The organism is Streptomyces katrae (genome assembly GCF_000717655.1).
Lineage (GTDB): Bacteria > Actinomycetota > Actinomycetes > Streptomycetales > Streptomycetaceae > Streptomyces > Streptomyces katrae_B.
Genome location: NZ_JNZY01000054.1, coordinates 18,312 through 44,247, shown reverse-complemented (window position 1 = coordinate 44,247; position 25,936 = coordinate 18,312). Strand labels below are relative to the sequence as shown.

At 70.9% G+C, this 25,936-nt stretch carries 22 protein-coding genes and 4 pseudogenes; 15 read left to right on the top strand and 11 right to left on the bottom strand.

The window, feature by feature from the left end:
* Positions 1–37: 37 nt before the first annotated feature.
* Positions 38–262: a hypothetical protein gene (locus IF09_RS0136365; protein ID WP_030303334.1), complete on the bottom strand. Its 225-nt coding sequence runs from the start codon at positions 260–262 to the stop codon at positions 38–40.
* A gap of 399 nt (positions 263–661) precedes the next feature.
* On the opposite strand from IF09_RS0136365, the pseudogene IF09_RS47680 reads away from it, so the two are divergent.
* The 3 genes and pseudogenes from IF09_RS47680 to IF09_RS0136355 all read left to right on the top strand — a co-directional run.
* Positions 662–778, top strand: a pseudogene (locus IF09_RS47680) (NAD-dependent protein deacetylase 1); the annotation flags it as partial.
* A gap of 169 nt (positions 779–947) precedes the next feature.
* On the top strand, positions 948–1,121 hold the full coding sequence (locus IF09_RS44030; protein WP_078613683.1) for a CsbD family protein: 174 nt from the start codon (positions 948–950) through the stop codon (positions 1,119–1,121).
* A 278-nt stretch (positions 1,122–1,399) separates the two neighbouring features.
* Positions 1,400–2,524, top strand: a complete 1,125-nt coding sequence (locus IF09_RS0136355; protein ID WP_030303332.1) for a glutamate--cysteine ligase — start codon at positions 1,400–1,402, stop codon at positions 2,522–2,524.
* Positions 2,525–2,665: 141 nt separating this feature from the next.
* On the opposite strand, the gene IF09_RS0136350 is transcribed toward IF09_RS0136355, so the two are convergent.
* The 3 genes from IF09_RS0136350 to IF09_RS0136340 form a co-directional block, all read right to left on the bottom strand.
* Positions 2,666–5,089 carry a SpoIIE family protein phosphatase gene (locus IF09_RS0136350; RefSeq protein ID WP_030303330.1) on the bottom strand — a complete coding sequence of 808 codons (2,424 nt, stop codon included), beginning with the start codon at positions 5,087–5,089 and terminating at the stop codon, positions 2,666–2,668.
* Positions 5,086–9,105 (bottom strand): HAMP domain-containing protein, encoded by a 4,020-nt coding sequence (locus IF09_RS0136345; protein ID WP_030303329.1) that lies wholly within the window; start codon positions 9,103–9,105, stop codon positions 5,086–5,088. Before IF09_RS0136345 ends, IF09_RS0136350 begins: the two co-directional genes overlap by 4 nt.
* A 478-nt stretch (positions 9,106–9,583) precedes the next feature.
* A complete protein-coding gene (locus tag IF09_RS0136340; RefSeq protein WP_030303327.1) occupies positions 9,584–9,931 on the bottom strand; it encodes an STAS domain-containing protein in 348 nt (115 codons plus the stop codon).
* 224 nt (positions 9,932–10,155) lie between these two features.
* Between IF09_RS0136340 and IF09_RS0136335 the strand changes: the two genes are divergently transcribed.
* The 10 genes and pseudogenes from IF09_RS0136335 (at position 10,156) to IF09_RS0136295 (ending at position 18,778) form a co-directional block, all read left to right on the top strand.
* Complete coding sequence (locus IF09_RS0136335) at positions 10,156–11,082, top strand: SigB/SigF/SigG family RNA polymerase sigma factor (RefSeq protein WP_030303325.1); 927 nt, start codon at positions 10,156–10,158, stop codon at positions 11,080–11,082.
* Positions 11,083–11,091: 9 nt separating this feature from the next.
* Positions 11,092–11,520 (top strand): STAS domain-containing protein, encoded by a 429-nt coding sequence (locus tag IF09_RS41170; RefSeq protein WP_051833521.1) that lies wholly within the window; start codon positions 11,092–11,094, stop codon positions 11,518–11,520.
* Positions 11,517–12,464: a sensor histidine kinase gene (locus IF09_RS0136325; protein WP_030303320.1), complete on the top strand. Its 948-nt coding sequence runs from the start codon at positions 11,517–11,519 to the stop codon at positions 12,462–12,464. The genes IF09_RS41170 and IF09_RS0136325 overlap by 4 nt, the downstream gene beginning before the upstream one ends.
* 155 nt (positions 12,465–12,619) lie before the next feature.
* Complete coding sequence (locus IF09_RS0136320) at positions 12,620–13,084, top strand: ATP-binding protein (RefSeq protein ID WP_078613682.1); 465 nt, start codon at positions 12,620–12,622, stop codon at positions 13,082–13,084.
* A 256-nt stretch (positions 13,085–13,340) separates the two neighbouring features.
* A complete protein-coding gene (locus IF09_RS48695) occupies positions 13,341–13,478 on the top strand; it encodes a hypothetical protein (RefSeq protein ID WP_418953099.1) in 138 nt (45 codons plus the stop codon).
* A 37-nt stretch (positions 13,479–13,515) separates the two neighbouring features.
* Positions 13,516–13,850: pseudogene (locus tag IF09_RS48690) on the top strand (NAD(P)/FAD-dependent oxidoreductase); the annotation flags it as partial.
* Between the two features lie 321 nt (positions 13,851–14,171).
* Complete coding sequence (locus tag IF09_RS0136310) at positions 14,172–15,932, top strand: SpoIIE family protein phosphatase (RefSeq protein WP_234321286.1); 1,761 nt, start codon at positions 14,172–14,174, stop codon at positions 15,930–15,932.
* A gap of 197 nt (positions 15,933–16,129) precedes the next feature.
* Positions 16,130–16,543, top strand: coding sequence for a hypothetical protein (locus tag IF09_RS0136305; protein WP_030303315.1), 414 nt, complete (start codon positions 16,130–16,132; stop codon positions 16,541–16,543).
* Between the two features lie 219 nt (positions 16,544–16,762).
* Positions 16,763–17,344, top strand: coding sequence for a DUF2231 domain-containing protein (locus tag IF09_RS0136300; RefSeq protein WP_051833518.1), 582 nt, complete (start codon positions 16,763–16,765; stop codon positions 17,342–17,344).
* Between the two features lie 705 nt (positions 17,345–18,049).
* Positions 18,050–18,778: a VOC family protein gene (locus IF09_RS0136295; protein WP_030303308.1), complete on the top strand. Its 729-nt coding sequence runs from the start codon at positions 18,050–18,052 to the stop codon at positions 18,776–18,778.
* 32 nt (positions 18,779–18,810) lie between these two features.
* Here IF09_RS0136295 and IF09_RS0136290 read toward each other — a convergent pair whose 3' ends face one another.
* From IF09_RS0136290 to IF09_RS46585, 6 genes and pseudogenes are all read right to left on the bottom strand, one after another.
* A complete protein-coding gene (locus IF09_RS0136290) occupies positions 18,811–19,044 on the bottom strand; it encodes a hypothetical protein (RefSeq protein ID WP_030303307.1) in 234 nt (77 codons plus the stop codon).
* 262 nt (positions 19,045–19,306) lie between these two features.
* The gene (locus IF09_RS0136285; RefSeq protein ID WP_030303306.1) at positions 19,307–19,810 is read right to left on the bottom strand and encodes a hemerythrin domain-containing protein; all 504 of its coding nucleotides are present in this window, start codon (positions 19,808–19,810) and stop codon (positions 19,307–19,309) included.
* Positions 19,811–20,181: 371 nt separating this feature from the next.
* Positions 20,182–20,667, bottom strand: a complete 486-nt coding sequence (locus IF09_RS0136280) for a DUF6328 family protein (protein WP_030303305.1) — start codon at positions 20,665–20,667, stop codon at positions 20,182–20,184.
* 569 nt (positions 20,668–21,236) lie between these two features.
* Positions 21,237–21,578, bottom strand: a complete 342-nt coding sequence (locus tag IF09_RS0136270) for a PRC-barrel domain-containing protein (protein WP_030303303.1) — start codon at positions 21,576–21,578, stop codon at positions 21,237–21,239.
* A 219-nt stretch (positions 21,579–21,797) separates the two neighbouring features.
* Positions 21,798–22,315: pseudogene (locus tag IF09_RS44020) on the bottom strand (HAD family hydrolase).
* Positions 22,316–22,495: 180 nt separating this feature from the next.
* Positions 22,496–22,651: a DUF6131 family protein gene (locus IF09_RS46585; RefSeq protein ID WP_199920534.1), complete on the bottom strand. Its 156-nt coding sequence runs from the start codon at positions 22,649–22,651 to the stop codon at positions 22,496–22,498.
* A gap of 181 nt (positions 22,652–22,832) precedes the next feature.
* Here IF09_RS46585 and IF09_RS47675 point away from each other — a divergent pair.
* Both IF09_RS47675 and IF09_RS0136255 read left to right on the top strand, forming a co-directional pair.
* Positions 22,833–23,180 (top strand): annotated as a pseudogene (locus tag IF09_RS47675) (DUF4230 domain-containing protein); the annotation flags it as partial.
* A gap of 198 nt (positions 23,181–23,378) precedes the next feature.
* Positions 23,379–24,419 carry a vWA domain-containing protein gene (locus tag IF09_RS0136255; protein ID WP_030303295.1) on the top strand — a complete coding sequence of 347 codons (1,041 nt, stop codon included), beginning with the start codon at positions 23,379–23,381 and terminating at the stop codon, positions 24,417–24,419.
* A gap of 79 nt (positions 24,420–24,498) precedes the next feature.
* Here IF09_RS0136255 and IF09_RS0136250 read toward each other — a convergent pair whose 3' ends face one another.
* Entirely contained in the window at positions 24,499–25,842 is a 1,344-nt protein-coding gene (locus IF09_RS0136250) for a lipase family protein (RefSeq protein WP_030303293.1), read from the bottom strand.
* Positions 25,843–25,936 lie beyond the last annotated feature (94 nt).

The following is a 25,936-nucleotide window of genomic DNA, read 5'->3' as shown; positions in this document are numbered from 1 at the left end:
CCCTGCAGCTCCGCTCGTGACCGGGTGCCCGAAGGCGTCAGATGCCACCGGTCCACACCTCGGGGCCGCCTCCCTCCCACCGGATCGGCCCGTCCTCGGACAGGTCCACATCCTCCAGGCCGACCCGGCGCAGGAACTCCGACACGTCTGCGGGCGTGAAGGCCCGGCCGAGGTCCGCGTCAACGCCGAGCGCGTGCACGGTGACCTTGCGCCCGCCTTGCGGCGACACGGGGTGAACAACGATCTCCGTCTGGTCCGTCATACGACCAGAGTGCCGCGGGCCGGCCAGTACGGCCTCCGGGGTTCACCCCTGCCTGCCGAACACCGATGCCGTGGCTCCGATCGCGCGTCTCGAGGGTTCCGTGGCTCGTGACGTCTCCTCAGAACTCCTGCCGTGAGAGTGTTTGGGGGAAGGCGGCCGGGATACACGCGTGGATACCGGAAGCCGCCACCTGCGGGGTGGGGATCTTCCGGAGCGGGCCTCAGCCGCGCGGCGACCCTCCCCGGTGTCAGCGGCCGGCCCGCCCGCACGACGGGCTGCCGCCCGGATCCGTACGGAACCCGGACGCCCCGGGTGCCCGGTCCCCTCCCCGGCCGGGAACCCGGGCCCGCCCGGGCAACCCCCGACGACGGCGCTCCTACCGCCGCCCCCGGGCAACGGACCCCCGCGGCAGCAGCCCGGCGCACCTACTGGGCGCACACTCACCTGGGCCGGCGCACGCTCGGCAGCGCCCGGCCCAACGCCGGGCACCGGGCTGTGGCGGCGTTCGGGCGGCACGTACGGGTATCCGCCTGTGGCCCACAGGAGTCGTCGCGGGCTCGTACGTGTCCGAACGACGACTCACCGTCCGTCTCCCCACGCCTCGACGTCCAGCTTGTTTGGCAGCCGGAATCGCGGTCAGAAGCAAGGCGTACGGTTTGTCCACATCCTTCAGGAGTGATCAGCTGTGTCGAAGAACCAGAAGAGCCGGGCCAAGGCGGAGCAGGCCAAGGGCAAGCTCAAGGAGACGGCCGGCCGTGCGGTGGGCAACGAAAGCCTCACCGCTGAAGGGGGCGCCGAGAAGGCCAAGGGCGATGCTCGCCAGGCCAAGGAGAAGATGAAGGACATCTTCAAGGGCTGACCCGCCAACGGTGTCGTCGTGGTCCCGGACCCACGCGGCGCGGGGCCACGGCGCACGAACGACGGCCCGTTCGCCACTGTCTTGCACGAGATGATGCCTGGCGTCACGGCGTGTGTGAGGCGAGTCGGCGCGCCTTCGGCACGTGAGTGAGCAGGCAACCGGTCCCAGGGCCTCGCCGGGGAGGCCAACCCCCGTCGGGCCTCACGCGTTCCGCACCCCCTGCGCGGCGTCGTGGGCAGGCGCGGGGACACCTGAGCGTGGGAACGATGGGCGGCGGTATGCGAAGCGTGGGTGTGGAAGAAGAGCTGTTGCTGGTGGACGCCCGTAGTGGTGAGCCCCTGGCCGTGTCCGGGGCGGTTCTGGCCGCCGCGGACCGGTCAGCCGGGCAGCAACCACAGGGTGGTGGCGCGCCGGGGCACTCCTTCGAGAAAGAACTGCAAAAGGAGCAGGTGGAGTTCGCCACCAAGCCGGTGACGGAAATGGGTGAGCTCCAGAGTGAGATCAGCCGCTGCCGCGACGAGGCCCGCCGGCACGCCGCATCCGCCGGTGCGCTCGTGGCGGCCATGGCCACCTCGCCCCTGCCCGCCCGGCCCTCGTTGAATGCGGGCACGCGGTACGAGTGGCTGGGCCGGCAGCTCGGCCTGACCGCGCAGGAACAGCTGACCTGCGGCTGCCACGTCCACGTATCGGTCGAGTCGGACGAGGAAGGCGTCGCGGTGCTGGACAGGATCCGTCCGTGGCTTCCCGTGCTGACCGCGATGAGCGCGAACTCCCCTTTCTGGCAGGGAGAGGACAGCAAGTACGCGAGTTACCGCAGCCGGGTGTGGAACCGCCTGCCCTCGGCCGGCCCCGTGGACGTCTTCGGGTCCGCCGACCGCTACCACGAGCAGGTCCGCGCCATGCTCGACACCGGTGTGCTGCAGGACGAGGGAATGATCTACTTCGACGCCCGGCTTTCGGCCTCCTACCCCACCGTGGAGGTCAGGGTGGCGGACGTATGCCTCGAAGCATCTACGCCCGTGCTCCTCGCCGCCCTGGTCCGCGCCCTCGTCGAGACCGCTGCCCGGGCCTGGCGCGACGGCGAGCCGCCCGCCCGCATCGGCACGAACCTGCTCAGGTTGGCGGCATGGCGGGCCGGCCGGTCAGGTCTGGACGGACCCCTTCTCCATCCCGAAACCATGAAGGAGACACCGGCGGCGGAAGCCGTGCGGCTCCTGCACGCCCATGTCCGGGAAGCCCTGCGTGAGCACGGAGACGACGAACGGGTTCAGGCAGGGATCGCCGGTCTGCTGGAACGGGGCAACGGGGCGCGCATCCAGCGCGAGCTCTTGCGCACGCAGGGAAGCCTCGCCGCCGTGGTCACCCACTGCGCGCGCATCACGACCGGCGGCTCCCTCATCTGAGCGCCGGCCCGGAAACACCGGATCGTTCACCTCGCTCCCGCATCCCGCGTTGTTCCTGACGCTGGTACCGCTGCCTATCGTCGTATCCGCCGTGGACGCCGCCAGTGGACGTGAGGACGAGGGCCGTGCCGCGGTGGGGTATCAGCCGACCTGGATGCCGATCAGACACGTGTCGTCGTCCGTATCGGACCGGCTCTCGGCGAGGAGGCGGTCCAGCTGGCCGTCCAGACCCCCGGCTCCGGCGCCCGCCGCGTTCACGAGATGACGGAGCGAGTCCTGCACCGAGGAGTCCCGCCGTTCCACCAGCCCGTCCGTGAACATCAGCAGGGTGTCGTCCGGTTCGAGCTGCACCTCCCGCTCCACGTACGTGACATCGGGCAGGGCTCCTAGGAGCAGGCCCTCGATCAGGGGGAAGGCGTCGGCCTCGCCCCCGCGGACGAGTACGGGCGGCAGATGCCCGGCGCGCGCCCACCGCATCACCCGGGTACGAGGGTCGAAGAGGCCGCAGACGGCGGTGGCCGTCACGTGCTTGGCCAGGTGATGGGTGACCGTGTTCAGCCAGGACAGCAGCTGGGCGGGGCCCGCACCCGTCACGGCGAGGCCGCGCAGGGCATTGCGCAGCACGACCATGCCGGTGGCCGCCTCGATGCCGTGCCCGGCGACGTCGCCCACGGACAGCATGATCAGACCGGACGGCAGCACCACCGTGTCGTACCAGTCACCACCGACGAGTGACTCGGTCTCCGCCGGCCGGTAGCGGACGGCGACCCTCAGGCCCGGGGCTTCGACGGCCGGCGGGGTGGGGGGCATGATGGCGTGCTGGAGCTGGAGGGCCAGCCGGTTGCGTTCGGCGGACTCGGCCTCGGTGTGGGCGAGCTGGTCCCTGGTCGCGGCCAGCGCGACCTCGGTCCAGTGCTGGGCGGAGATGTCCTGGTAGGCGCCGCGCACGGCGTACAGGCGCCGGTGGGCGTCGAGGACGGGCTCGGCAACGACCCGGATGTGGCGGGTGATTCCGTCGGGCCGCTGGAGGCGGAGATCGACCGAGGCGGGACGGCGGTGGCGGAGCACCGCCCGCAGGAAGCGGCCGAGGGCGGCGGAGTCGTCCGGATGGGTGTAGCCGGGCAGTTCCTGCAGCCTTACCGGGGGCGCGGTGGCAGGGAGCCCGTGAAGCGCGTAGAGCTGCGCGTTCCACGTGGTCTCGCCGGTGGCGAGGTTCTCCTCGAAACCGCCGATCCGGCCCAGCCGCTGGGCGTGCTGGAGGAGGTTGGCCAGCCGGGCCGTCTCGTCCTCGATCCGCCAGATGAGCAGGACGGCGGCGCCGTGACGGCTGACGCTGATGTCCGCGACCGAGGTGAGCGGGATCTGGTCGACGAGCGCGGTCAGGCTCATGCGTTCAGCCCTGAAGGGCTCGCCCGTCGCGTGCACGCGCTCGATGATGTCGAACAGCCCGCTCTCGCCGGCGGCCGTCGGATAGGCCTCCAGCAGCAGCGCACCGTTGACGTCACCGCGCGGCCGCCCGACCGGGTCGACGAACCGGCTGCCGGCGTGCCGGATCCGGAAGTCGCTGAGTCGGCCATCGGGATCGAGGACCGGGGTGAGCACCACGGCGGGGTCCTGGAGACCCTCGGCGAGGTCGATCAGCTCCGCGACGTCCGGGAGCACCGTCTCGGTGGTCGAGAGGTCGCGCGGGGGCGAGGCGTCCATGGTGCGGGCACACAGCTCGGCGAGTGCCTCGACTTGGCGCTCGATCTGCGGCGGCTGGGGCGCCAGGGGCTGCGGCCAGCAGATTTCGAGGACGCCGTGGATCCGTCCGCCCGTCCCCGTGGGGACGGCCATCCGTCCGCCGTCGGACCACTGGAGGTGGCCGATCGAGGGCAGCCCTTCGCGTTTGAGGCTGGCGAGCGTGACCAGTCGGCGCTCCCGCAGGGCCAGGCGGGCGACGGTGGAGACCCCTGGGGGTACGTGGCGCCAGCGGGCGGCCTCCCCGGGGCGGAACCCGGCGTGGCCGGCGAGGGCAAGCGAGCCGTCGGGCACCGCGGTCCACACGGCGACGGCAACCGCTCCCAGCGGGCCCAGGGCGTTGGTCAGGAGGGATTCGGCCACCGCCTGGGTGTCGGCAGCGGCGGCCAGCACGCCGCTCTCGGCGGTGCGCAGCCGGACCGACACCGCGGAGTGCTGCTCGGTCGGGTCGCCGACCGCACCGGCGCGCTCGACGAACTCGGCGGCGATCTCGCTGACGTGGTCACGGGACGCCTGGTTGACGATGTCGGCGGCGAGTTCGAGGGGGGACATCCCGCTGTCGCGGCACAGCACGTCGAGCTGGCGTGCCGCCGCTGCCGGGGTGCAGTGCAGTTGCCCGATCAGGATGCCCTTGGCCAGTTCGACCAAGGCTCGGCCGTCGGCGGCCGCCTGCGCCTCCAGCACCTCCCGGCGCAGCCGTTCGACCGTGGCGACGAGCCGCCCCAACGGCGTCGGGGCCTGGTGCGGGATGGCGCGGGCGGGCTGGTCACCGACCGGCGCCCGCTGCGGGCGCGCATCATCGTGCCGCTGCGTGTCCCCGGTCATCGGGTGAGCCAGTGCCGGACGCGGGCGATGAGGTCGTCGGCATCCACCGGCTTGGTCACGTAGTCGCTGGCTCCCGCGGCGAGGCTCTTCTCCCGGTCCCCGGGCATCGCCTTGGCGGTGACCGCGATGATGGGCAGGCCCTTGTACGCCGGCATCCGCCGGATCTCGGCGGTGGCGGCGTAGCCGTCGAGTTCGGGCATCATCACGTCCATCAGGATGAGGTCGACACCCGTGTGGTGGGTGAGGGCGTCGATGCCCTTGCGGCCGTCCTCGGCGTGGAGCACGTGCATGCCGTGCAATTCCAGGATCCCGCTGAGGGCGAAGAGGTTGCGTGCGTCGTCGTCGACGACCAGGACCGTGCGTCCGGCCAGGTCGCCGTCGAGCACGTGGACGGCCTGCTGCCGCTCCGCGACGCCGTGTCCGGGGGGCAGCACGTCCCCCGGCTGCTCGGCGGACAGGTGGAGCGCGATGCGTTCCCGCAACTCGTCCAGACTCGACAGCAGTTCCACGTGGCGTGATGCGGACCGCTCCCGCAGGGCCTCCTCCTGGCCTGTTCTGACCCGTGGGTTGTTGTGGGCGAGGACGGGGAGCGAGGAGAGGGCCGGGTCCCCGTCGAGCGCGTCGAGGAAGTCCAGCGCTTCGCCGTCGGGCATGTCCAGTTCCAGGACGACGCAGTGGAAGGGATCGGATGCCAGGGCTGCGGCGGCCTCGCGCGAGCTCGTTGCGTTGACCACCTGGATCCCGCCGCGCTCCCCCGTCACCTCATGGCGGGGGGCGAAGTCCCGGGCGGCGCTCTCGGCGACGAGGGAGAGCAGGCCGTTCGGCCGTTCCTCGATCACCAGCAGGCGGCGGGGCCGTCGCTGCGCCGGGAGCGCGGGCGCGTCCGGACGGCCCGGACCGGCCGCCCCGGACGTGCCGCCGGGCGGGAACGGCACGGGAGCGTCCGTGGCGGGGGCGCCCTCGTAGTCCGAGCGGCTGACCGGCAGGTAGAGGGTGAAGGTACTGCCCTGGCCGGGTGTGCTTTCCGCAACCACGGCCCCGCCGAGGAGCTGGGCGATCTCGCGGCTGATGGAAAGGCCGAGGCCGGTCCCGCCGTACTTGCGGCTGGTGGTTCCGTCGGCCTGCTGGAAGGCCCCGAAGACGGACTCCAACTGCTGCTCGGGGATGCCGATGCCCGTGTCCCGTACTCGGAAGGCGAGCATGGGCCCGCGCCGGGACAGCCCGGCGGGGATCTCGGGGGCCGTCGCCGGTTCGATGCGCAGCTCGACGCCGCCGCGCTCGGTGAATTTGACGGCATTGGACAGCAGGTTGCGCAGGATCTGACGCAGCCGCGCGTCGTCGGTGAGCAAGTCGTCGGGGGCGTCGGGGGCGGTGGTGACGGTGAAGCCGAGGCTCTTCTGCGTGGTCATCGGCCGGAAGGTGGCATCGACGTACTCGAGCAGCTGGGGCAGGTCCACCCGCTCGGGATTGATGTCCATCTTTCCGGCCTCGACCTTCGACAGGTCGAGGATGTCGTTGATCAGCTGGAGCAGGTCCGAGCCGGCCGAGTGGATGATGCCCGCGTACTCGACCTGCTTGGGGGTGAGGTTGCGAGACGGGTTCTGCGCGAGCAACTGGGCCAGGATGAGAAGGCTGTTGAGCGGGGTGCGCAGCTCATGGCTCATGTTGGCCAGGAACTCGGACTTGTAGGTGGAAGCCAGTGACAGCTGTTGCGCACGGGTCTCCAGTTCCTGCCGGGCCTGCTCGATCTCCAGGTTCTTGGCTTCGATGTCGCTGTTCTGGCTGGCCAGGAGGGCAGCCTTCTCCTCCAGCTCCGCGTTGGAGCGCTGGAGTTCCTCCTGCTGGACCTGGAGTTCCTCCGAACGCGCCTGGAGTTCGCCGGTCAGCCGCTGGGACTCGCCGAGGAGCTCGTCGGTGCGGGCGTTGGCGACGATCGTGTTGACGTTGGCGCCGATGGTCTCCATCAACTGGGTGAGGAAGTCCCGGTGTACGGGGGTGAAGGCGCTGAAGGAGGCGAGTTCGATCACCCCCAGGACCTGGTCGTCCACCACGATCGGCAGGATGATCAGGCTGCCCGGGGTGGTGTGGCCCAGCCCGGAGGAGATGACGTAGTCGCCGGGGACCTGGTCGGTTGCGATGATCCGATGGCTGCGGGCCGCCTGCCCGACGAGGGACTCGCCGAGGGTGAACCGGGTGCCCACCTCGGCATCCGCGGGACGGCCGTAGGAACCGACGAGGGTGAGCACGGTGCCGCCGGGGCGGTCCTCGGCGAGGTAGAACGCACCGTACTGGGCGGCGACGAGCGGCGTCAGTTCGTCCATGACGAGTTCGGCGACGGCGGCGAGATCCCGGTGGCCCTGCATCAGGCCCGAGATGCGGGCCAGGTTCGACTTGAGCCAGTCCTGCTCCTGGTTGGCCCGGGTGCTCTCCCGCAGCGAACCGACCATGGAGTTGATGTTGTCCTTGAGTTCGGCGACCTCGCCCGAGGCATCGACCGTGATCGAGCGGGTCAGGTCGCCCTCGGCGACCGCGCTGGCGACCTCGGCGATGGCCCGGACCTGGCGGGTCAGGTTGCCGGCCAGCTCGTTGACGTTCTCCGTCAGGCGCTTCCAGGTGCCGGAGACGCCCTCGACCTCGGCCTGACCGCCGAGCCGGCCCTCGCTGCCGACCTCGCGGGCGACCCGGGTGACCTCGGCGGCGAAGGCGGAGAGCTGGTCGACCATCGTGTTGATCGTGGTCTTCAGCTCCAGGATCTCCCCGCGGGCGTCCACGTCGATCTTCTTCGACAGGTCGCCGTTGGCGACGGCCGTCGTGACGAGGGCGATGTTGCGGACCTGGCCCGTGAGGTTGTTCGCCATGGAGTTGACGTTGTCGGTGAGGTCCTTCCAGGTGCCCGCGACATTGGGCACCTGTGCCTGGCCGCCGAGCCGGCCTTCGGTGCCGACCTCACGGGCCACCCGCGTCACCTCGTCGGCGAACGCGGACAGCGTGTCGACCATCGTGTTGATGACGCCGGCCAGCGCGGCGACCTCGCCCTTCGCCTCCACCACGATCTTCTGCGAGAGGTCCCCGCGGGCGACGGCGGTGGCCACCTGGGCGATGGACCGCACCTGCCCGGTCAGGTTGGAGGCCATGACGTTGACGTTGTCGGTGAGGTCCTTCCACGTGCCGGAGACCCCCCGTACGGTGGCCTGTCCGCCCAGGTTGCCCTCGGTCCCCACCTCGCGGGCCACCCGTGTGACCTCGTCGGCGAACGCGGAGAGCTGGTCGACCATCGTGTTGATGGTCTCCTTCAGCTCCAGGATCTCCCCCCGCGCGTCCACCCGGATCTTCTGCGTCAGATCGCCCTGGGCCACGGCGGTGGTGACCTCTGCGATCGAACGCACCTGCGCGGTCAGGTTGTCGGCCATGACGTTGACCGATTCCGTCAGGTCCTTCCACGTACCGGAGACGCCCTTGACGTCCGCCTGACCGCCGAGCCTGCCCTCGGTGCCGACCTCGCGGGCCACCCGTGTGACCTCCCCGGCGAACCCTGAAAGCTGGTCGACCATCGTATTGATGGTCTCCTTCAGCTCCAGGATCTCCCCCCGCGCGGTGACGGTGATCTTCTGCGAGAGATCGCCCTTGGCCACGGCAGTGGCGACCTGCGCGATGGAACGCACCTGGGCCGTAAGATTTCCGGCCATGAAATTGACCGAATCCGTGAGGTCCAGCCAGGCGCCCCCGACTCCGGGTACGTCGGCCTGGCCGCCCAGGGTCCCCTCGGTGCCCACCTCACGGGCCACCCGCGTCACCTCGGAGGTGAACAGCGACAGCTGATCGGCCATTCCGTTGAAGACGGTGGCGATCTCCCCGAGCAACCCGTCGGCCGTATCCGGCAGCCGGGTACGGAAATCCCCGTCCCGCACGGCTGTCAGTCCGGCCAGCAGCAGGCGCAGCTCCGATTCGCCGATCCCGCCCTCGCCCCTGACCGCCGACGACCCGCTCAGTGACTCCGTGACCGTCCGCTCAGCCATCCGCCAACCTCACTCTAGGAAACGACCGTGCCGCCACACGGGACAGGGACCCGGCACGAGAGCGCAGCGGGTCCCCTGGCCCGGCCGGCGGTTCTGCATTCGCCGCACCGCCGGACGATAAAAGGCTAACGCCGCCGAAGCGACCATAAGGCACGGCGATCACTCTGAAGCATCGCTTCCGCACAGTGGTGCGCAAGCCGGGGGGGTGTTTGCGAAAGCGGCGGGTAGACGAATCCGTGACAAGCAACACAGCGGACGAAGTGGGGGAAGGCATGGGCGGTCAAGGCACTGGGCTGGGCACGCTCGTTCCCGGTTTCGAGGGGGGTGCGGGCAGCACGGCAGTGGCCCGCCGTGCACCTGGCGTCACCGCCGTGGAACGACCGGGCTGCGGACACCCGAGACGCTGAGCAGCACCGAATGCACCGACCCCGTCCCCCAAACCCGCTGCCCGACCACCCGGGCCGTGCCGCGCCGGTCCTCACTCGCCGAGGGCGTCCTCGACGGTCGGGTACAGGGAGAGGACCGTATCGGCACCGGTCAGGGCGAACAAACGGCGAAGCTGCTCGCAGGGTGCGGCGATCCGCAGGGCGGTGAGATGGTGCAGCCGCAGCAGCAGGTTCAGGAACGAGGAGTCGCCGAAGGTGATGGAGCCCGCGTCCAGCACCACCATCCGGTGTTGCTGATCCGCTGCAGAGACGAGCGCCTCCTCGAGCGGGCCCAGTGTGTCCTGGTCGAGTTCCCCGTGTGCGGCCACCACCCACCCCGGCCCGGCCAAGTAGCTCTCCCCGACCACGCCTCCGTGGTACGCGTCCCGTGCTCCGGTCATGTCCGCCTCCCCGGATCGTCACCTGTACGGCCTCCGCAAGGGAGTATGCCTGCTCACAGACCGGACGAGGGACGGCGAGACCGCGGCACACGCACCGGTGGCCGAGACCGCCTCCCCGGCGGGGGGAAGCTGACGCAAAGAATGCGGCGAGGTCCGTGTAAGACCGCGAAGTCCGGGCAAGAGCGCCCAGGCAGCCGTCAGTCAATCGGGAGGGAACGGCCACCATGTCTCGCTCGGCCACCGCCGTAAGCCCCATGCCTGCAACAGACGCGCAGATCACGCCCGCTCCGACCGGCACCGTGGGAGCCCCCACGCAGGACGTGGACCTGTTCCAGGTGGAGAACGCACGTGAGATGGCGCCCGCCGACGCACGCGAACTTTCGAAGATCTTCTTCGGGAGGCTCCGCTCCCTGGAAGAGGGCACTCGCGAGTACCAGTACGCCCGCAACACCCTGATCGAGATGAACCTCTCCCTGGTGCAGTTCGCCGCGCGGCGCTTCCGCGCCCGCGCGCTGGGCGGCAGTCTGGACATGGACGACATCATCCAGGTGGGAACCATCGGCCTCATCAAGGCCATCGACCGCTACGACCCCGAGCGCGGGGTCGAGTTCTCGACACTCGCCCTCCCCTACATCACCGGTGAGATCAAACGCTACTTCCGCGACACCACCTGGGCCGTGCACGTCCCGCGCCGCCTGCAGGAACTGCGTACGGAGCTCGCCAAAGCCCAGGAGGCGCTCACCGACGTCCTGGGCCGGGCCCCGACGGTCAAGGAGGTCGCCCAGCACCTCGAACTGACCGAGGAACAGGTCATCGACGGCCTGGTCGCCGCGAACGGCTACACGAGCGGCTCTCTGGACACCGCCGGCGCCGAAGGCGACGAGCCGTCGACGTCGAGCCGGACGACCCGGCCGCTGGCGGACCAGCTCGGTGACGTCGACCCCGCCATGGAACTCTTCGAGGAGTTCCACACCCTCGCCCCCCTGCTGGAGCAGCTGGACGAACGCGACCGGCTGATCCTGCAGATGCGCTTCGGCCAGGACAAGACCCAGGCCGAGATCGGCGCCGAGCTGGGCATCTCGCAGATGCAGGTCTCGCGCCTGCTGTCCCGGACGCTGACCCGGCTGCGCGCCGGAATGCTCTCGGTGTAGGCAGCGGACATGCCATCCCCCGGCCGACACGACCCGTCCGTCCCGCCCGACGGTGCCCAGGCGCTCTACGACGACGTGGTGTGGGCGGACGCGGTCGTGCGGTGTGCGACCGCGGGGACCGGTACGGCGGCGACACTGACCGCCCGGCCGTTGCGTGACCGTCCCGGTGCCCTCCTGAGCGGCAGCTGCGACCTCGACACGCGGCCGATCCTCTGCGCGGCGCTCGGCGTCGTCACACGGATCCCCGGCCCGGTCGTCCATCTCGATCTCTCCGCCGTGGGCTTCCTCGACACGGCAGCGGTCGCCGCGCTGTTGCAGGCCGCCGCCACCGTGACCGGGCAGGGGCGCCGCCTACTGCTCCACCACCCGCCGTACTCCCTCCGCAAGGTAGTGGAATTGTTCCCGGACGAATGTGCCGCGCTGGAGGTCGCAGCATGATCAACCTTCCTGCGCCCGCCGCCCCCGGGGCCTTCGTCCACCCCGCCCTCTTCTACCAGGGGCAGGAGGAGTACCTGGCAGGGGTGGGAGGGTTCGTACGTGCCGCCCTCGCGGCCGACGAGCCGGTGCTCGTCGCCGTGCCCGGCCCGCAGCTGAACGCTCTGCGCGAGAGCCTCGACGCGGGCACGGACGAGGTCACCTGGACGGACATGACGCAGCTGGGCCGCAACCCCGGCCGCATCCTGGCCGCGCTGCAGGAATTCGCCGACCGGCACGCCGGCCGGCCGGCCCGGATCGTGGGCGAACCGATCTGGCCCGGCCGCTCGCAGGCCGAGGTGCTCGAGGCCACACGCCACGAGGCCCTCATCAACACCGCCTTCGCGGGACGACAGGCCACCATCCTGTGCCCGTACGACGTGCTGGGCCTGCCTGCCGCGGTGGTGTCCGATGCCCGGCGCACCCATCCCACGTTGATCGAGAAGGGCAAGGACCTGCTCAGCCCCGAGTACGCCGACGCCCCCTCGGTCTGCGCCGACTGCGATCACCCCCTGCCCGAACCGGACGGCGGTGCGCCCTGGCTCGAGTACGCCCACGGGGAGCTGGGCACTGTGCGCGACCACGTCGAGGCCTGGGCCCGCGGCACGGCCCTGAGCGCGGCGCGGCGCGGCGATCTGATCCTCGCGATCAGCGAGGCCTCCGCCAATTCCCTCTCCCACGGGGGCGGGCGGGGCTCGCTCCGGCTGTGGAGCACCAGTGCCGGGATCGTGGCCGACATCCGCGACGGCGGCCACCTGGCCGACCCGCTGGCGGGGCGCCGCCGTCCCTCCCTGGCGTCGGTCAACGGCGGCCGCGGTCTGTGGATGATCCATCAGCTGTGCGACCTGGTCGAGATCCGTGCCTCGGACAGCGGCCTGGCTCTGAGACTGCACATGGCAACCTCCTGAGGCCGGAGCTCCCCTAGACTGTCGCCGGCACGCTCGTTGTCCCGGGTTCCGGGGGTGTACGGAAGGTTCAGGACACCGACCGTGGAGAGGCCGGCGGGACCACAAGGGTGCCCGCGAAACAGAGACCAGCGTCAACGCGGGGGTGAGAGTCCACAGTGGAAACCATCGGACCGGAAACCGGCGATCCACTGCGTACCGGGCTCTCCGGTCCGGGGCAGCGCCGCCGGCTCGCCCTGTCCGGCGTCCGCGGCCATGTCGCCAAGGGGCGCGATTTCACACGCCGGGCCTTGCAGGACTGGGGCTGGGACGGCAACGCGACCGCCGAGGACGCCCTGCTCCTCGTGTCCGAACTGCTGACCAACGCGTCACTGCACGCGGGTGGTTGCATCGAACTCGCGCTCACGGCCGGTGAGGTCCTGCGGATCGAGGTCTTCGACGGCACGACGACGCTCCCCCGCCGTCACCCGTCCCCACAACGGGGCCTCCCGGGCGGCCACGGCCTGTACATAGTGGAGCGTCTCTCCGATCGGTGGGGCACCGTCACCCACGAGAACGGCAAGGCCGTCTGGGCGGAGATCGAGGCGTCCCGGCTGACCTCGGGCAGGTCCACCGGTCGGTGACCCGGCCGGGTCCGTCCTGTACCTCAAGGCGGTCGTCCGGACCGGCCGCCCCGCACCTGCGTCCCCGTACGGGCGCGTGAGCGCGGCAGGCGCGGCAGTCGCGCGGTATGACATCGAACCCGCTCAACTCCCTGGCCCCGGCCCCTGCGCCCGGCCGTGCCCGGAACGGCGGCTCTCCCCCACCGAGGCGGAGATCGCCCTCATCGCCCCGTCGTCCTTCCAGCTCTATCCACCGCTACCGCCACGGTGGCCGCCGGTGTCCATCCCGCAGTCGATCGCCGTGTCCCTGCGCCGGAGCCGCCGGCACCGTACCCGCATCGTTCCCGGCGGCGCCGTCGGCGTGGGCACCCGGGCGAAGGTGTGCGTCGTACAGAAGTTCGCGCGTGCTCGGTGAGCCCGGGATGTCGAAGGAGCGCGTGACAGGACCAGGGCTCGGCGACGCGGCCGCGGTGCCCGATCTCGCCGCGGGCCGGGACGGGGCGGTCTGCCCGCCCACCGCCCAGCACGCCCAGCGGCAGGGACGCAGGGCGGCCGACAACCTCATCGCGACCCTGCGCCACCGGCCACTGCGGCTCTACCGGCATATGCGGCGCTGCGCACCCATGTGGCCAGGACGAGGGTGCTGACGAACTGGCTCCTCAACGCGGTCGCGGGCGACGACTTCGTACGGACGGGCTTCCAGGCCCGGAGGCCACCGACGCTGCGGGACTTCGAACACACCGATACGTACCTGACGCCCGAACAGGTCCGCGAGCACACGGTCTCCCTGCGCGCGGGACGCCTTCCGCAGGGGCTGCCCCGCCGATCGACCGCCGGGGCGATTTCGGCGGCCCACCCCCACCGTCAACCGGTGACCGTCCGGAGGCGGAGCTGCGTCAGCCGGTGTGGAGCGTCTCCGTGCCGGTCGGCCCTTGCGGCAGATGACCGGCGGTACGATGCCCCTGTTCTACGATTCCGTTGAGGACTTCGGGACGGTGGGACCGGAGGGCAGATGCCGAAGCAGGGCCGGGAGCCCGGAGCGGACCCGGGCAGTGCACAGCGGCGGGCTTTGAGGCAGGCCGGTCTCTCAGCAGCTGCGGATACCGGGATGGACCGGTTCGCCCGGCTGGTGTCACGGCTGCTCCGCGTGCCGGTCGCATTCGTTTCCCTGGTCGAGGAGGACCGGCAGATCCTGCCCGGACTGATCGGTCTGCCGGAGCCCTGGGCGCAGAGCCGCACGCTGCCGCCGTCGCATTCGCTATGCCGCCACGTGATGGCCTCCGGGCAGCCGCTGGCCGTGCCCGACACCCGCGCCGACGACCGGTTCCGTACCACCCCGTCCATCGCGGATCTCGGGCTCATCGCGTTTGCGGGAACGCCGCTGACCGACGCCGACGGGCTCGTCCTGGGCTCCCTGTGTGCCATCGACCACGCGCCCCGTGCCTGGGGTGACGGCGAGCTGTCCGACCTGGAGGATCTGGCCGCGGCCTGCTCCGCCGAGCTGCGCCTGCGCATCCTGTCCGCGCACGGCAGATCCGCACAGAACGTGCTGGAGACCGCACGGGCCGCTGCCGAGCGCGCCCGGAGCGACGCGCAGCGCCTGGGGCAAGAAGCCCAGGCCGGACTGGACCATGCCGAGCTGCTGCTGAGGGTGTCGGAGGAGCTGGCCCAGACTTCCGGGCTGGACGACGTCCGACGACGGCTGCGGGACCTGTTCGTCGGCGCAGGGAAGCCCTCGTACGTCGGCCTGCTCGTCGCCGACGAAGACGAGCTCCACCGGGTTCCCGACCCGGACGTCGTGCACTCGGTGGAACGCGAGGTCCTCTCCCTGCCGATGAGCGCGGGGTTCCCGAGCACCCGGGCCATGCGGGAAGAGCGGGCGGTCTTCGTACCCGACCGCGAGGCGCTCGTCGCCGACTACAGCCCCGAAGCGGTCCGCTTCTCCGAACGCATGGGTTTCACCACGGTGCTCTGCCTGCCGCTCTGGGGCAGTCGCACCCTGCTGGGCGTCCTCGCGATCTGCTGGGCCAAGCAGCACGAGGTGGGCATCACCGAGCGCGCCACGCTCACCGCCGCCTCCGGCTACATCGCGCAGGCGGTGGAACGCGCCCTGTACCTCGACGAGCGGATTTCCGTCGCCCGCCAGCTCCAGGAGGCGCTGCTCACCGACCTTCCCGTCGCCGACGACGTAGAGATCAGCGCCATGTACCAGCCGTCCGCGGACGGCGACATGATCGGTGGGGACTGGTACGACGCCTACCACCTGCCGCCCGCCTCACCCGGCGGTGCGCCGGGAGCACTCATGGTCACGGTGGGCGACATCACCGGCCACGACGTGCAGGCCGCAACCGTGATGGGCCAGATCCGCAGCATGCTGCGGCAGGCCACCCTCGACCACCCCCCGTACAGCCCCGCCACTGCTCTGGCCGCCCTCGATGCAGCGTGCTCGGTCCTGCCCATCGACGCCGGCGGCACCCTGGTCCACGCCCGCCTCGAACTCGCAGGCGCCGGCGCCGGATGGACGCTGACCTGGTCCAACGCCGGCCACCCGCCGCCACTGCTCCGCACTCCCGACGGCCGCGTGACGCCCCTGGTGGAGCACGACATCCTCCTCCACTCGGCCCTGGGGCCGTTCCCCCGCACCGAGCACCGGCGGAACCTACCCCCGGGCTCCACGCTGTTGCTCTACACCGACGGGCTCGTCGAGCGCCGCGGTCACGACATCGACGCCTCCATCGCACAACTCGTCGCCCTGCTCACCCGCCACGGTGACAGTCCGCCGGCCGAACTCCTCCGCCTGATCAGCAGCCGGCCGGCGGACCCGGGTCCTGGAGACGACGTGGTCGTGCTGGCACTGCGCGTTCCGTAACGGCGCAGCCAGTGGTGCCGGCGGCCGCCAACTGAATCATCGGCCGCTCCCAGGATCCGGAGCACGGCCCCGACGACGAGCAGAGTGACCCCCGGGTCCCGCAGGATCCTGTCCCCCGTTTCGCTTGACAGTGCGTAACCCGGGTAGGCGCCAGCCGCGTCCGGCGGCATGTCCGGGCTCGGAGCCAGGGAGCGGTCATGATTCTCATCCTCGGACTCGTCATTCTGATCGCCGCCATCGTCGTCGGTATGGCCGGAATGTTCGGCAACAGCGGTGCAGGGCACGATCTCGGCGCCGGCGGTGACTTCTCGATCTTCGGCTACCACGCCACCGGGTCGACCGGGTCTCTCTTCCTGAGCGGGATCATCGTGGGAGCCATAGCCCTCCTGGGCCTGACCCTGGTCATGATCGGCGCCCGCCGTTCGGCCCGCCGCTCGCCGCGGGCCCGACAGGAACTCGGCACGTCGCGCCGTGAGGCCGCCGCCGTCGACCACGAGCGCGACGATCTGGTCGAGCAACGCGACAGCGCCCCCTCCGAGGACGGTGTGCGGGTGGCCGATGCCCCGTCCGGCCGCCGCCACTGGTTCGGGCACCGTGCCGCGCACCGCTGACATCGCCGGTCCCCGGGGCGGTGTCTTCAGGCGGCGCGGCCGGGACGTCGCCGACGCTCGCGCTTCGGGCGGTGGCGCGACCCGTACCGCGTCCTCGGCGCCCAGGGGTGCCGTCGCAGTGGGTCGGCCCACGGGCGACTCCCCCGTTGGCAGGCAGGCCGTTCGGGTGCAGTCGAGGCCATGCCGGGATGGCGGCCGAATGCCGGGTAGGCGTCGTGTATGGACGCACACACCCTCGATACCCCGACGACGGCCGGACACCCCGCGGCACTCGATACCGCATCCGCATGGTGGCTGACGGCCCTGGACCGGCTCGAACGCACGACGGTGGCCGATCCTGTGATCGGGGTTCTCCAGCGCGGAATCCGCTCGCTCCCCCTGGGCGGGATGCGTGACCTGTTGCGCGGCAGGCCGCTGGGCCATCCTGTGCATCCCGTGCTGGTGCAGGTACCGATCGGCTGCTGGCTGTCAGCCGCGGTACTGGACGTCGTACCGGGCGCACAACGTGCGGCAACGACCCTCACCGCCGTCGGGCTGGCCGGGGTCGCCCCGGCGGCGGTCGCCGGCTGGGTGGACTGGGCGGACCTGCCGCCCGAGCAGGCCCGGGTCGGGCTGGCGCACGCGGTCTCCAACGTGGCTGCGGTGGCCTGCTACACCGCGTCCCTGACGGCGCGGCTCCGCGGTCGCTCGACGAAGGGCAGGCTGTGGTCATGGGGCGGGCTGACGGCAGTCGCCGTCTCCGGTGCGCTGGGCGGGCACGTGGCCTATCGGCAGGCCGTCGGAGCACATCCGGCAGCCTAAGGGCTGTCCCGTAATCCCCGGTGGATCAGCGCGCGGCGTCGGATACGGTGCATCGCAAGGCGGAGGAGCGTCCGCATACTGGGCGTATTCGGGCGTTCCGACAACGCGGCGAGGCGGCGTAGCCGGCGTCGTGCGCCCGCCGGGGCCCCTCGACGAGGACCGGCTTCTGTGGGTCCCCGGACACCCTGCGTGCGGGCGGCCGCGTGAAAGCCCGCACGGGGTGCTGTCAGAGGTACTGGGCACGGACGTCACCAGCTCCTCGCTCTCCTCGGCCCCGGTCGCCAGGCCCTGGCGCCCCTACGCCACGAAGCGATGGGCACCGCTCGTATCGGGCCCCAGGGCCGGGGCGGGGCCGCACCCCGCTCCACGCTGGGCCTCAACGACGCGGCGCCCCCCTGCCCGCCCGCGTCAGCACGCCGACTCCGGCCAGGATGAGAAGGAGCGCGCCTGGCCTTCGACCGCGAGGATCTCGGTAGCGATCATGACGGGCGCCCACCCGTGATCGGCAGGTTTACGGGGCAGCCTGCCCGGACGGGGCAAGGATCCGGTTGGTCGGCGCGCGGGCGCCTCGCCTGGCGGGCCGTAGCCTCCCGACGGCACTACGGTGATGGTGTCCCACACCAGGCACGTAGCGAATGAGGCAGGCTGGAAGCTGTGTCCACGTCAAGCCATGAGATCGTTGGGGCACCCTGCTGGGTGAGCCTGCTGACCCGGGACCGCGACTCCGCGCAACGGTTCTACGGTGCCGTGCTGGGCTGGACCTTCCACCGGAGCCGGCTCGGCGAGGGGCTCTCCCTCGCGTTCCGCGACGGCGCTCCGGTCGCCGGGATCGGGGCTCTCGCCGGGGGCCCGCCCTTGGCCGCCGCCTGGACGCCGTACTTCGCCGTCGACGACGCCGATGTGACCGCCGCACGCATCCGTGAACGCGGAGCCACCGTGGCGGTGGGCCCGCTGTCCTTCGGTACGGGCCGGGCCGCCCTGGCCGCGGACCCCGCCGGGGCGGTCTTCGGACTCTGGCAGGGCGAAGTCATCCGGGACTGGAGAGTGGGCCGCGGCACCGCCCCCGCCTGGCTGGAACTCCGTACGCGCGACGCCTTCGCAGCCGCCATCTTCTACGGGGAAGTCCTGGACTGGGCCGGCCAACCCCCCGGATGCTGTGTGGTGGCCTACGAGCAGGACAACGTCGTCCTGCGCCACGGCAACGACGTCGTCGCGCAGATCAGCAGCGGTGCGGTGGACGAGGATCCCGACCCGCAGGTCCGACCGCGCTGGCACGTCCACTTCCGGGTCTCCGACCTGGAAGCCGCCGTGGAGGCGGCGACCGGCGCCGGCGGGAGGATCATGTCCTCGGTCGAGACCTCCGGCGCCGGCCGGTGGGTCGCCCTCAGCGATCTGGAGGGCGCCCTGTTCACCGTGTACGCACCGCCGGACTGACCCCGCAGATCACGTGGGACGATGCGCCGTTCTCAGTTCTCCTCGCCGCCCGACGGCCGCGGGCCGTCCGGGCGCGCCTGCTCCTCGCGGCCGATGCCGGGGCGCTGCCGCTTGGCCACATGACCACCGGCGTCCGCGTCCTCCCTGCCCGAACTCCGGGCGACGGCGTCATCCGCCTGTTTCCGGGCCTCGCGATCGCCGCTCTCCCCCACTGCCTCCGACGGGGTGGTGCGCGGGTGGCCCCGGGACTTGTCGTGAGCCGTCATCTCGTCCTCCTTGGGTGGTGCTGTCCCCTGCTGGTCCGGCTCGGGCCAACGGCCGCCCACCTCGCGCCGGATCCGGACATCGCGTCGTCCGCCGTCTGGCTGTCGCAGCCCTGCCTCAGGTCGATGCGCGCGGCCGCCATGACCGAGCCGGGCCAGGGACCCGTGTGGCCGGCAACGCGGTGACCAGGCCCCGCGGCCGGCCTCGAATAGGGCAATACGCCTTCGCCCTTGCCCTGTCCGGGCCCCGACGCTGCCGTCATCGTCATCCCCTTACGACGGCGCGCACGTTCGCGATGCTGCCGCAGTCTGCCTCGAGCTGCCGCTGCCTCTCCCGTAGGAACGCCGCCCCGAGCTCGGCCCTCCGCTCGTCGGGCACGTTCTCCCGGGCGCCGTTGAGGATCGTCCGCTCCTCCTCGTCGAGGTGGTGGGAGACCGCCTTGACGAGGTCCTCCAGGCGGGCGTCCCACTCGTCGGAACCCACCTCGGACACCTCGAGCAGCGCCAGGAGCGCCTCGTTGCCCTCGGCGTGTTCCTCGGTACCGTGCTCGACCTCCTCGTTGTCGACGTCCTTGAACCTCTTCAGCGCGCCGTAGACCTCCGACTCCTCGGCCTCTCCGTGCGCGATGAGGAGGGCGGAGAACTTCGCGAGGGCGTCTGCCCGGTCCTCCTCCACACTTCGCATCCGGCGAAAGAGGTCCTCCATCGTGCGGTGGTCCTTGAGGATCAGGGCGACGACGTCCTGGTTCTCCTTCTTGTCCGCGGCCATGCCACGTACCTCCTGCTCTCGGTCTTCGCTTCGGCGCCTGCTCGGCGCCCGTGAGTTCAAACCCCGGCTGCCGCGGTCGGCCCCGCCCGTACCGGGCCGTAGGACGGCCGCACCGTCGAGGAGCGGGCCGACATGCGCTCCGCCGAGCGGCTGGGACCGCGGGGAACAGGTGGCGACCGAGGACTTGAGGCAGGCCCTGCGGGCCTACCGTTCGCTCGTCAACCGGTTGCTCGACACCTGAGCCGCACGTGCCGAAGGGGACGGTCCGGACGCAGGGACGGCCCGGACGGAGGGACGGCCCGGGCCGGGCTGCGATCGGAAAAGGTCCGTGTGGGTGGGGGTCGACTCCCACTGAGCTCCGCGCCCGGCGGTCAGTTCTCGGCGGTGTAGCGGATCCGCGCCCACAGGGGCAGCGCGAACCAGCACAGTAGGTACCAGGCCAGCACGCCTCCCACGAGCCACGGCACGAGCGCGTTGTGGGTCGCGACCCGCAAGACCAGCAAGAGGGCTGCGGTACAGGTGGCCAGCAACAGGACGAGGCCCGTGAAAGTGAGGCGCGCGGCCCACGCGACCGCCTCGGGCTTGATCCGTCGGCCCGAGACGACGCGGTGGAAGGCGACCGGCCCTATGAGTGCACCTGTCGCGAGTGCGCCCAGCACCACGGTCATGACGTAGATCATCTTGTCGGTCTGCGCAAGCCCGTGGAAGGTGGGGGTGAAGACGACCGTGAGCAGGAATCCGAAGAGGATCTGGACGCCGGTCTGAGCGACGCGGATCTCCTGGATGAGCTCCTGCCACTGCCGGTCCGCGCGTTCCTCCGCGGTCTCGTCCCGTCCGGCCCCGCGAGCATCCGGCATTGCTGCCTCCCTGAAACGTCCTTTCCGCCCGCGCCTACCCCGGGGCCGGCGCCTCATGCTCCGGCGGGCGCGGGGCCGTCGTGCGCGTCACGCCCGGCTTCGGCCGGACCACCGCCTCGGAGGCGTTCAGCGCTGGCGCCGTGTTCACCCCGCCCGCCGGGTTCGCCGGACGAGCAGACGGCGGCCAGTACTCCGGCCGCGGCGATCAACACGGGATCGGGCGTCCGGCCCGCCACCAGGCGCCCGACGCGCGGCCGTTTCCCGCAGCCGGCCCGTGACCTGCGCGAGCTGCCCCCTGACGGCAGCGGTCGCGTCCTTCGCCCGCGCGGGGACGTCGGCCCGGATGGCCAGTGCTTCATCGTCCCCCCACGCGTGCGGGGCGAGATACCGGCCGCGCTGCGCCCGCCCGGCCCCGATCGGCCTTCTCGGCTCGGCAGGATGGAACATGCCCGGGCGGCGGTGATCGGAGACGACCGGCTCGGGACGAGCCGGTGGGCCCGAACTCCTCGAGTTCGGGCCCACCGGCCCCAGGCGGTCAGGCGGTGGGCGGGCGGGGTGCCGAAGGGGCCTCAGGTGCCGTAGTAGGTGCCCAGTTCCTCTCGGTACCGGGCGTCACCGAGGTGCTCGTCCCGGTGGAACTCGGGGGCGTCCTTGATCTGGCCCTTCGTCCGGTCGACGAATACCTTCCGCTCCTCCGGGTCGATACTGACGACGGTGCTCGCCGGCATCAGGACCTCCTTGCCGAAGATCCAGACCCCGGTGTCCACGACCAGGTAGGCGTCACCGACCTCGTCGGAGTGCTTGTCCACCTTGCCGATGCTGCCGTCGGTCGCCTCGACCTTGTAGCCGGTCAGGTCGGTACCGGCCAGGTGGCCCGAGGTCGACTTGTAACTCCACACATGCTCAGTCACCCGAAAACAACTCCTCCGGTAAACAGGTGGACAGCGGACTGCAGGGAAATTCCGTGCCGCCCTGCCCTTTTCCATTCGTCGTGCCGGGCGGTTTTCGCTCTCCGCCTGCACTCCGCGTGCCCCACCCCTGCGACTTCATTCCCCGGGCTGGAATCCCGATTCCCGGCCCCGTGGGCCGGTGGCCCGACGCACCATCACCCGACGCTTCCCGGGGCAGCTTCACGCCGGCAGAACCCGTGAGAACCGGCTGCCGCCGAGGCAGGCCAGAAGCTCGGCCGGATCGCCGTGGACGGAGGCGGCTCCCGCCCCCTGCAGGTCGTCGCGCGGGATTCCCCCCGCACAGCGGGCCGATACCGCTCACACCGGCCCGGGCCGCGGCCCTCATGTCCCAGACGGTGTCACCGACGAACACCGCGCGCCTGGGCGGCACCTGCGCCGTCTCGAGGGCCCGGAGCACCGGATCGGGCGCGAGCTTGCCCTCCACGACCGCGTACGAAGGAGGTCGGCGGCGGCGTGCAGGGCGGGGAGCCGGTCGAAGTACGTGCCACGGAGGGTGCCATGGGCGGCGCTCAGCAGGTCGTCGCCGCTACGGTCGCGGTCCTCGCCAGGATGTGGCGGAGGAGGTCTTGGCCGGGCAGGCCGGTCGCGCGGTGGCTGGCGTGCATGGGGACCTGGTGCCCGGCTTGGCGCAGCCGCGTACCGGATTCGCACCATACCTGGCACTTTGGCGGGATCACGTCCCGCGAAACCCTCCGCGGTGCAGGAGCCGGAGAGCCTCCCTACGGCCCAGCCCCGTGGGGCCGGGCCCTCCATCGAGGGGCCGGCCCCACGGGGACGACGGACACGACAGCTCATTCCTGACACACCGCAGAGCGGGCGGCGCCCCGCCGTCCGGCCGACCGCCACCGGCCCGGCGGCTACCAGTAGTGGCGTCGGCCGCCAACCGCGTGCCCGACCGAGCCCAGGACCCACAGCACCGCACCCACCACGAGCAGGATGACCCCGATGGTCCACAGGACGGAGATTCCGGTCAGAAAGCCGATGAGCAGGAGGATAAGCCCGGCGAAAACCATGGTGGCCCCATTCTCGTGTTGGGAATTCGGCGGAGCAGTTGAATCCGCCGCAGTGCCTCAACGGGCGTCTACCCTGGAACGCCGTCCTTATCGATGCCGTAGGCCGGATGTTCTGGAGCCACCGTCCGCGTACGCTCAGCGGCTTGCGGCAGGCAGGCCCAACAGGACGCGGCGGCCCCGCGAGGACGTGGCTCGTTACGAGGCGGCTGTCGGCAACTTCCAAGGGGCGTCGACTTGCAGAAAGATGCGGCGTTCCTACCGGATGCCGTCCGTGGAACCCGCTCGACCCGAACCGTTCGTACGCGGTGTCGAAGCAGTGCGGCCTGCTGGACCGGATCGGCGACCTGTTCCCCGACACCCCGGCCGGTGAGCAGGCCGTGCAGAAGCTCGCCGCGCAGCACATCGACGAAGCGGCCCGCGACAGCGGCCTCGCCGGGCGCACCGAGGAGAACACCAACACCAACATCCATGCCCCGAGGGGCTGCTGCGTTCCCTGGGCTTCCGCGACGTGACGGTCGCGTACGGCTGATGCGAGGGCGCCGGGCCCGAGGAGGTCATACTGCCTCGGGCCCATGGCCGGAGCGCCGATCCGGCCACGGGGACTCGGACCGAGCCTGCCACCCCGGTCAGGGGGCCCACACCGGAGCCTGCCCCCCGGCGCGCAAGATCGATTGTCAGTGGTGGGTGGGAAGATCGGAGCATCAAGTCGGAAACAGGGGGAGCGCTCATGTCCGGAATCCAGAACTACATCAATCACGTTGCTCTCGTGCTGGATGCCAGTTCGTCCATGTCGCAGCTGAGTGGCAAGGTCGTCGAAGTCGCCGACCAGCAGATTGCCTACCTGGCCCGCCGATCGCAGGAACTGGACCAGGAAACCCGCGTCACGGTGTACGTCTTCTCGGACAAGGCGGAGTGCGTCATCTACGACAAGGACGTGCTGCGAATGCCGTCCCTGAAGCAGCTGTACCGCGTCGGCGGAATGACGGCTCTGCTGGCGGCCACGCTGAAGTCACAGCGGGAGCTGGCCCAGACGGCTCAGCTCTACGGCGACCACAGCTTCCTGACGTTCGTACTGACCGACGGACAGGAGAACGCGAGTCACCGCTGCCCCGATGCCCCTGCTCGGGACCCGCGTGAACTGGTGCGAGCAGTGGCCACGATGATCGAGACCCAGGAGGACAACTGGACTCTGGCCGTCCTTGTACCGGACCAGATGGGCAAGCGTGAGGCCATGCAGTGCGGCTTCCCGAAGGACAACATCGCCATCTGGGACGCCACGAGCACACAGGGTCTGGAAGAGGCCGGGCAGGTCATCCGGGAGGCCACCGAGAAATTCATGGTGGGCCGCGCCAAAGGCATCCGGGGATCGCGGGCGGTGTTCTCCACGGGCGCAGAAGCGGTCAACAAGGACAGCATCAAGCAAGCCGGTCTGACCCCGGTGGATCTGTCGCAGTACCAGCTGATTCCCGTGGCCCGCGAAGCGGCGATCCGGGACTGGGTCATCGAGTGCGGGCACACTTACCGTACGGGTTGCGCCTTCTACCAGCTGAGCAAGTCGGAGAAGATCCAGGCGCGAAAGCAGATCGCGGTGCTGGAGAAGAAGACGGATCGCGTGTACACGGGACCAGAGGCCCGAGCTCTGCTCGGCCTGCCCGACGCGGAAGTGCGCGTCAAGCCGGACCACAATGACGACTTCACGATCTTCGTGCAGAGCACCAGCGTCAACCGGAAGCTGGTGTCGAACACGCGGCTGCTGCTCATGACCTGACGGTCCGGCGCGTTCAGCACGCGTGGCGCGTGAGGGGTCCAGCCGCGCGGGTTCGACGCGGCTGGACCCCTCACGGACGTCAGGACAGTGGCGCCGGCTCCTCCGGTGCCAGTGAGTTGCCCGTGGGGATGCGACCGCAGTCGGACGGGGCCGGCCTGCCCGCGAAGCGGTCACCCAGCCAGCCCAGCGCGGCAGACGCCCAGACCACGGACGCGCCCGTGTGACTGAGCAGCTCGTACTGGCTGTACTTGACGGCAGAGTTGCCGGTGGCGCAGTACTGCCGGGCGAGCGCCCGCACGTCCCCCGCGACCATGACGCCGTCGCCCGTACCGATTCCCGGGTGGTTGCCGAAGGTACCCTCCAGGACGCCCGCGTTGCCCTGGGCGATGAACCCGGGGATGGTGGGGGTGGCGGCCGAGCCGAGGTTGAGCTTGTTCATCGCCTCCACGAACGCGGGGATCGAGTTGGGGTCGGCGTACTGTGACTTCGCCATCTTCTTCCAGGTCAGTCCGGGGTAGCGACCGAGGGCGTCGATGATGGAGCCGTGCTCCAGCTCCTTGAACACCTCCAGGCCGTAGCCGTTGAGATAGGACTTGAGGTCGATGCCGTAGGAGCGGGAGACCCCGATGACCGCCATGGGGATGACGCCCGACCACGCCAGTGAGCCGTCCACGTACTTCAGGTTGTGTGCCGGGTCCACGAGCAGGCCGCCCTCGGCGTAGCCGACCAGCTTGCGCTGGACGTCCGGTGCGTAGCTCGGCGCGAGCGCAGCGGCCCAGTTGGTTGCGATGGAACCGCCGGAGTAACCCATGAGGCCGAACGCGGTGGCGGAATTCAGTCCGGTCTGCGCCGACTTGGTTGCGGCACGGATCGAATCCAATGTGTTCGTCCCGTACTCCGGTCCCGCAGCGAAGTGTGCCTGCTGTCCTTCGGTGTCCGGGATGACGACGTCGTAGCCCTGCGCCAGCAAGGGCGCCAGGAAGACGGCTTCGACGTTCGGGATGAGTCCGCCCAGGGAGACGTCACCGGCGATCGCACGGGACGGCCCGTCCTCCGGGCTGAGGGAATCGTAGAACGACTGGTAGGACACCGCCTTGCTGCGGTCACCGGTCGGGCTGCGCACCACCGTGGTCACGTTGGCTGCCGGGCGGCCCTGGGCGTCGGTGGTGCGGTAGAGCAGTTGGACTGCCTTCAGGGGCGTGGAGATGCCGACGAGGTGGTACTGCAGCGTCCGGGTCTTCAGCACGGTGCCCGGCGCGAACGCGGACAGGGCCTCGCTGCCGCCATAGGCGTAAAACGGGTCGCTCGTCGTCGCCGTCGCTGCTGCAGGCGTGAACGGGGCGGCAGTGGCCGCCGGCGCGGCGGCCATGACCGCGGCGGTGGCGACAGCGACGGAGATCAGGCGAACGGCTGCCTTGGACATGCGTTCCTCGATTCCTGGGTGGGGGCTGACGCACCGGCACGAGGTCGCTGGCATCGGCGCGTCAGGCCGGGGCGGGCGGCCCCCGGCAGGGGGA

Excerpts from the sequence above, each read along its gene's own strand:
- IF09_RS0136365 (WP_030303334.1), bottom strand. The coding sequence starts at position 262 with ATGACGGACCAGACGGAGATCGTTGTTCACCCCGTGTCGCCGCAAGGC.
- IF09_RS0136355 (WP_030303332.1), top strand. The coding sequence starts at position 1,400 with ATGCGAAGCGTGGGTGTGGAAGAAGAGCTGTTGCTGGTGGACGCCCGT.
- IF09_RS0136350 (WP_030303330.1), bottom strand. The coding sequence starts at position 5,089 with ATGACCGGGGACACGCAGCGGCACGATGATGCGCGCCCGCAGCGGGCG.
- IF09_RS0136345 (WP_030303329.1), bottom strand. The coding sequence starts at position 9,105 with ATGGCTGAGCGGACGGTCACGGAGTCACTGAGCGGGTCGTCGGCGGTC.
- IF09_RS0136340 (WP_030303327.1), bottom strand. The coding sequence starts at position 9,931 with ATGACCGGAGCACGGGACGCGTACCACGGAGGCGTGGTCGGGGAGAGC.
- IF09_RS0136335 (WP_030303325.1), top strand. The coding sequence starts at position 10,156 with ATGTCTCGCTCGGCCACCGCCGTAAGCCCCATGCCTGCAACAGACGCG.
- IF09_RS41170 (WP_051833521.1), top strand. The coding sequence starts at position 11,092 with ATGCCATCCCCCGGCCGACACGACCCGTCCGTCCCGCCCGACGGTGCC.
- IF09_RS0136325 (WP_030303320.1), top strand. The coding sequence starts at position 11,517 with ATGATCAACCTTCCTGCGCCCGCCGCCCCCGGGGCCTTCGTCCACCCC.
- IF09_RS0136310 (WP_234321286.1), top strand. The coding sequence starts at position 14,172 with ATGGACCGGTTCGCCCGGCTGGTGTCACGGCTGCTCCGCGTGCCGGTC.
- IF09_RS0136305 (WP_030303315.1), top strand. The coding sequence starts at position 16,130 with ATGATTCTCATCCTCGGACTCGTCATTCTGATCGCCGCCATCGTCGTC.
- IF09_RS0136300 (WP_051833518.1), top strand. The coding sequence starts at position 16,763 with ATGGACGCACACACCCTCGATACCCCGACGACGGCCGGACACCCCGCG.
- IF09_RS0136290 (WP_030303307.1), bottom strand. The coding sequence starts at position 19,044 with ATGACGGCTCACGACAAGTCCCGGGGCCACCCGCGCACCACCCCGTCG.
- IF09_RS0136285 (WP_030303306.1), bottom strand. The coding sequence starts at position 19,810 with ATGGCCGCGGACAAGAAGGAGAACCAGGACGTCGTCGCCCTGATCCTC.
- IF09_RS0136280 (WP_030303305.1), bottom strand. The coding sequence starts at position 20,667 with ATGCCGGATGCTCGCGGGGCCGGACGGGACGAGACCGCGGAGGAACGC.
- IF09_RS46585 (WP_199920534.1), bottom strand. The coding sequence starts at position 22,651 with ATGGTTTTCGCCGGGCTTATCCTCCTGCTCATCGGCTTTCTGACCGGA.
- IF09_RS0136255 (WP_030303295.1), top strand. The coding sequence starts at position 23,379 with ATGTCCGGAATCCAGAACTACATCAATCACGTTGCTCTCGTGCTGGAT.
- IF09_RS0136250 (WP_030303293.1), bottom strand. The coding sequence starts at position 25,842 with ATGTCCAAGGCAGCCGTTCGCCTGATCTCCGTCGCTGTCGCCACCGCC.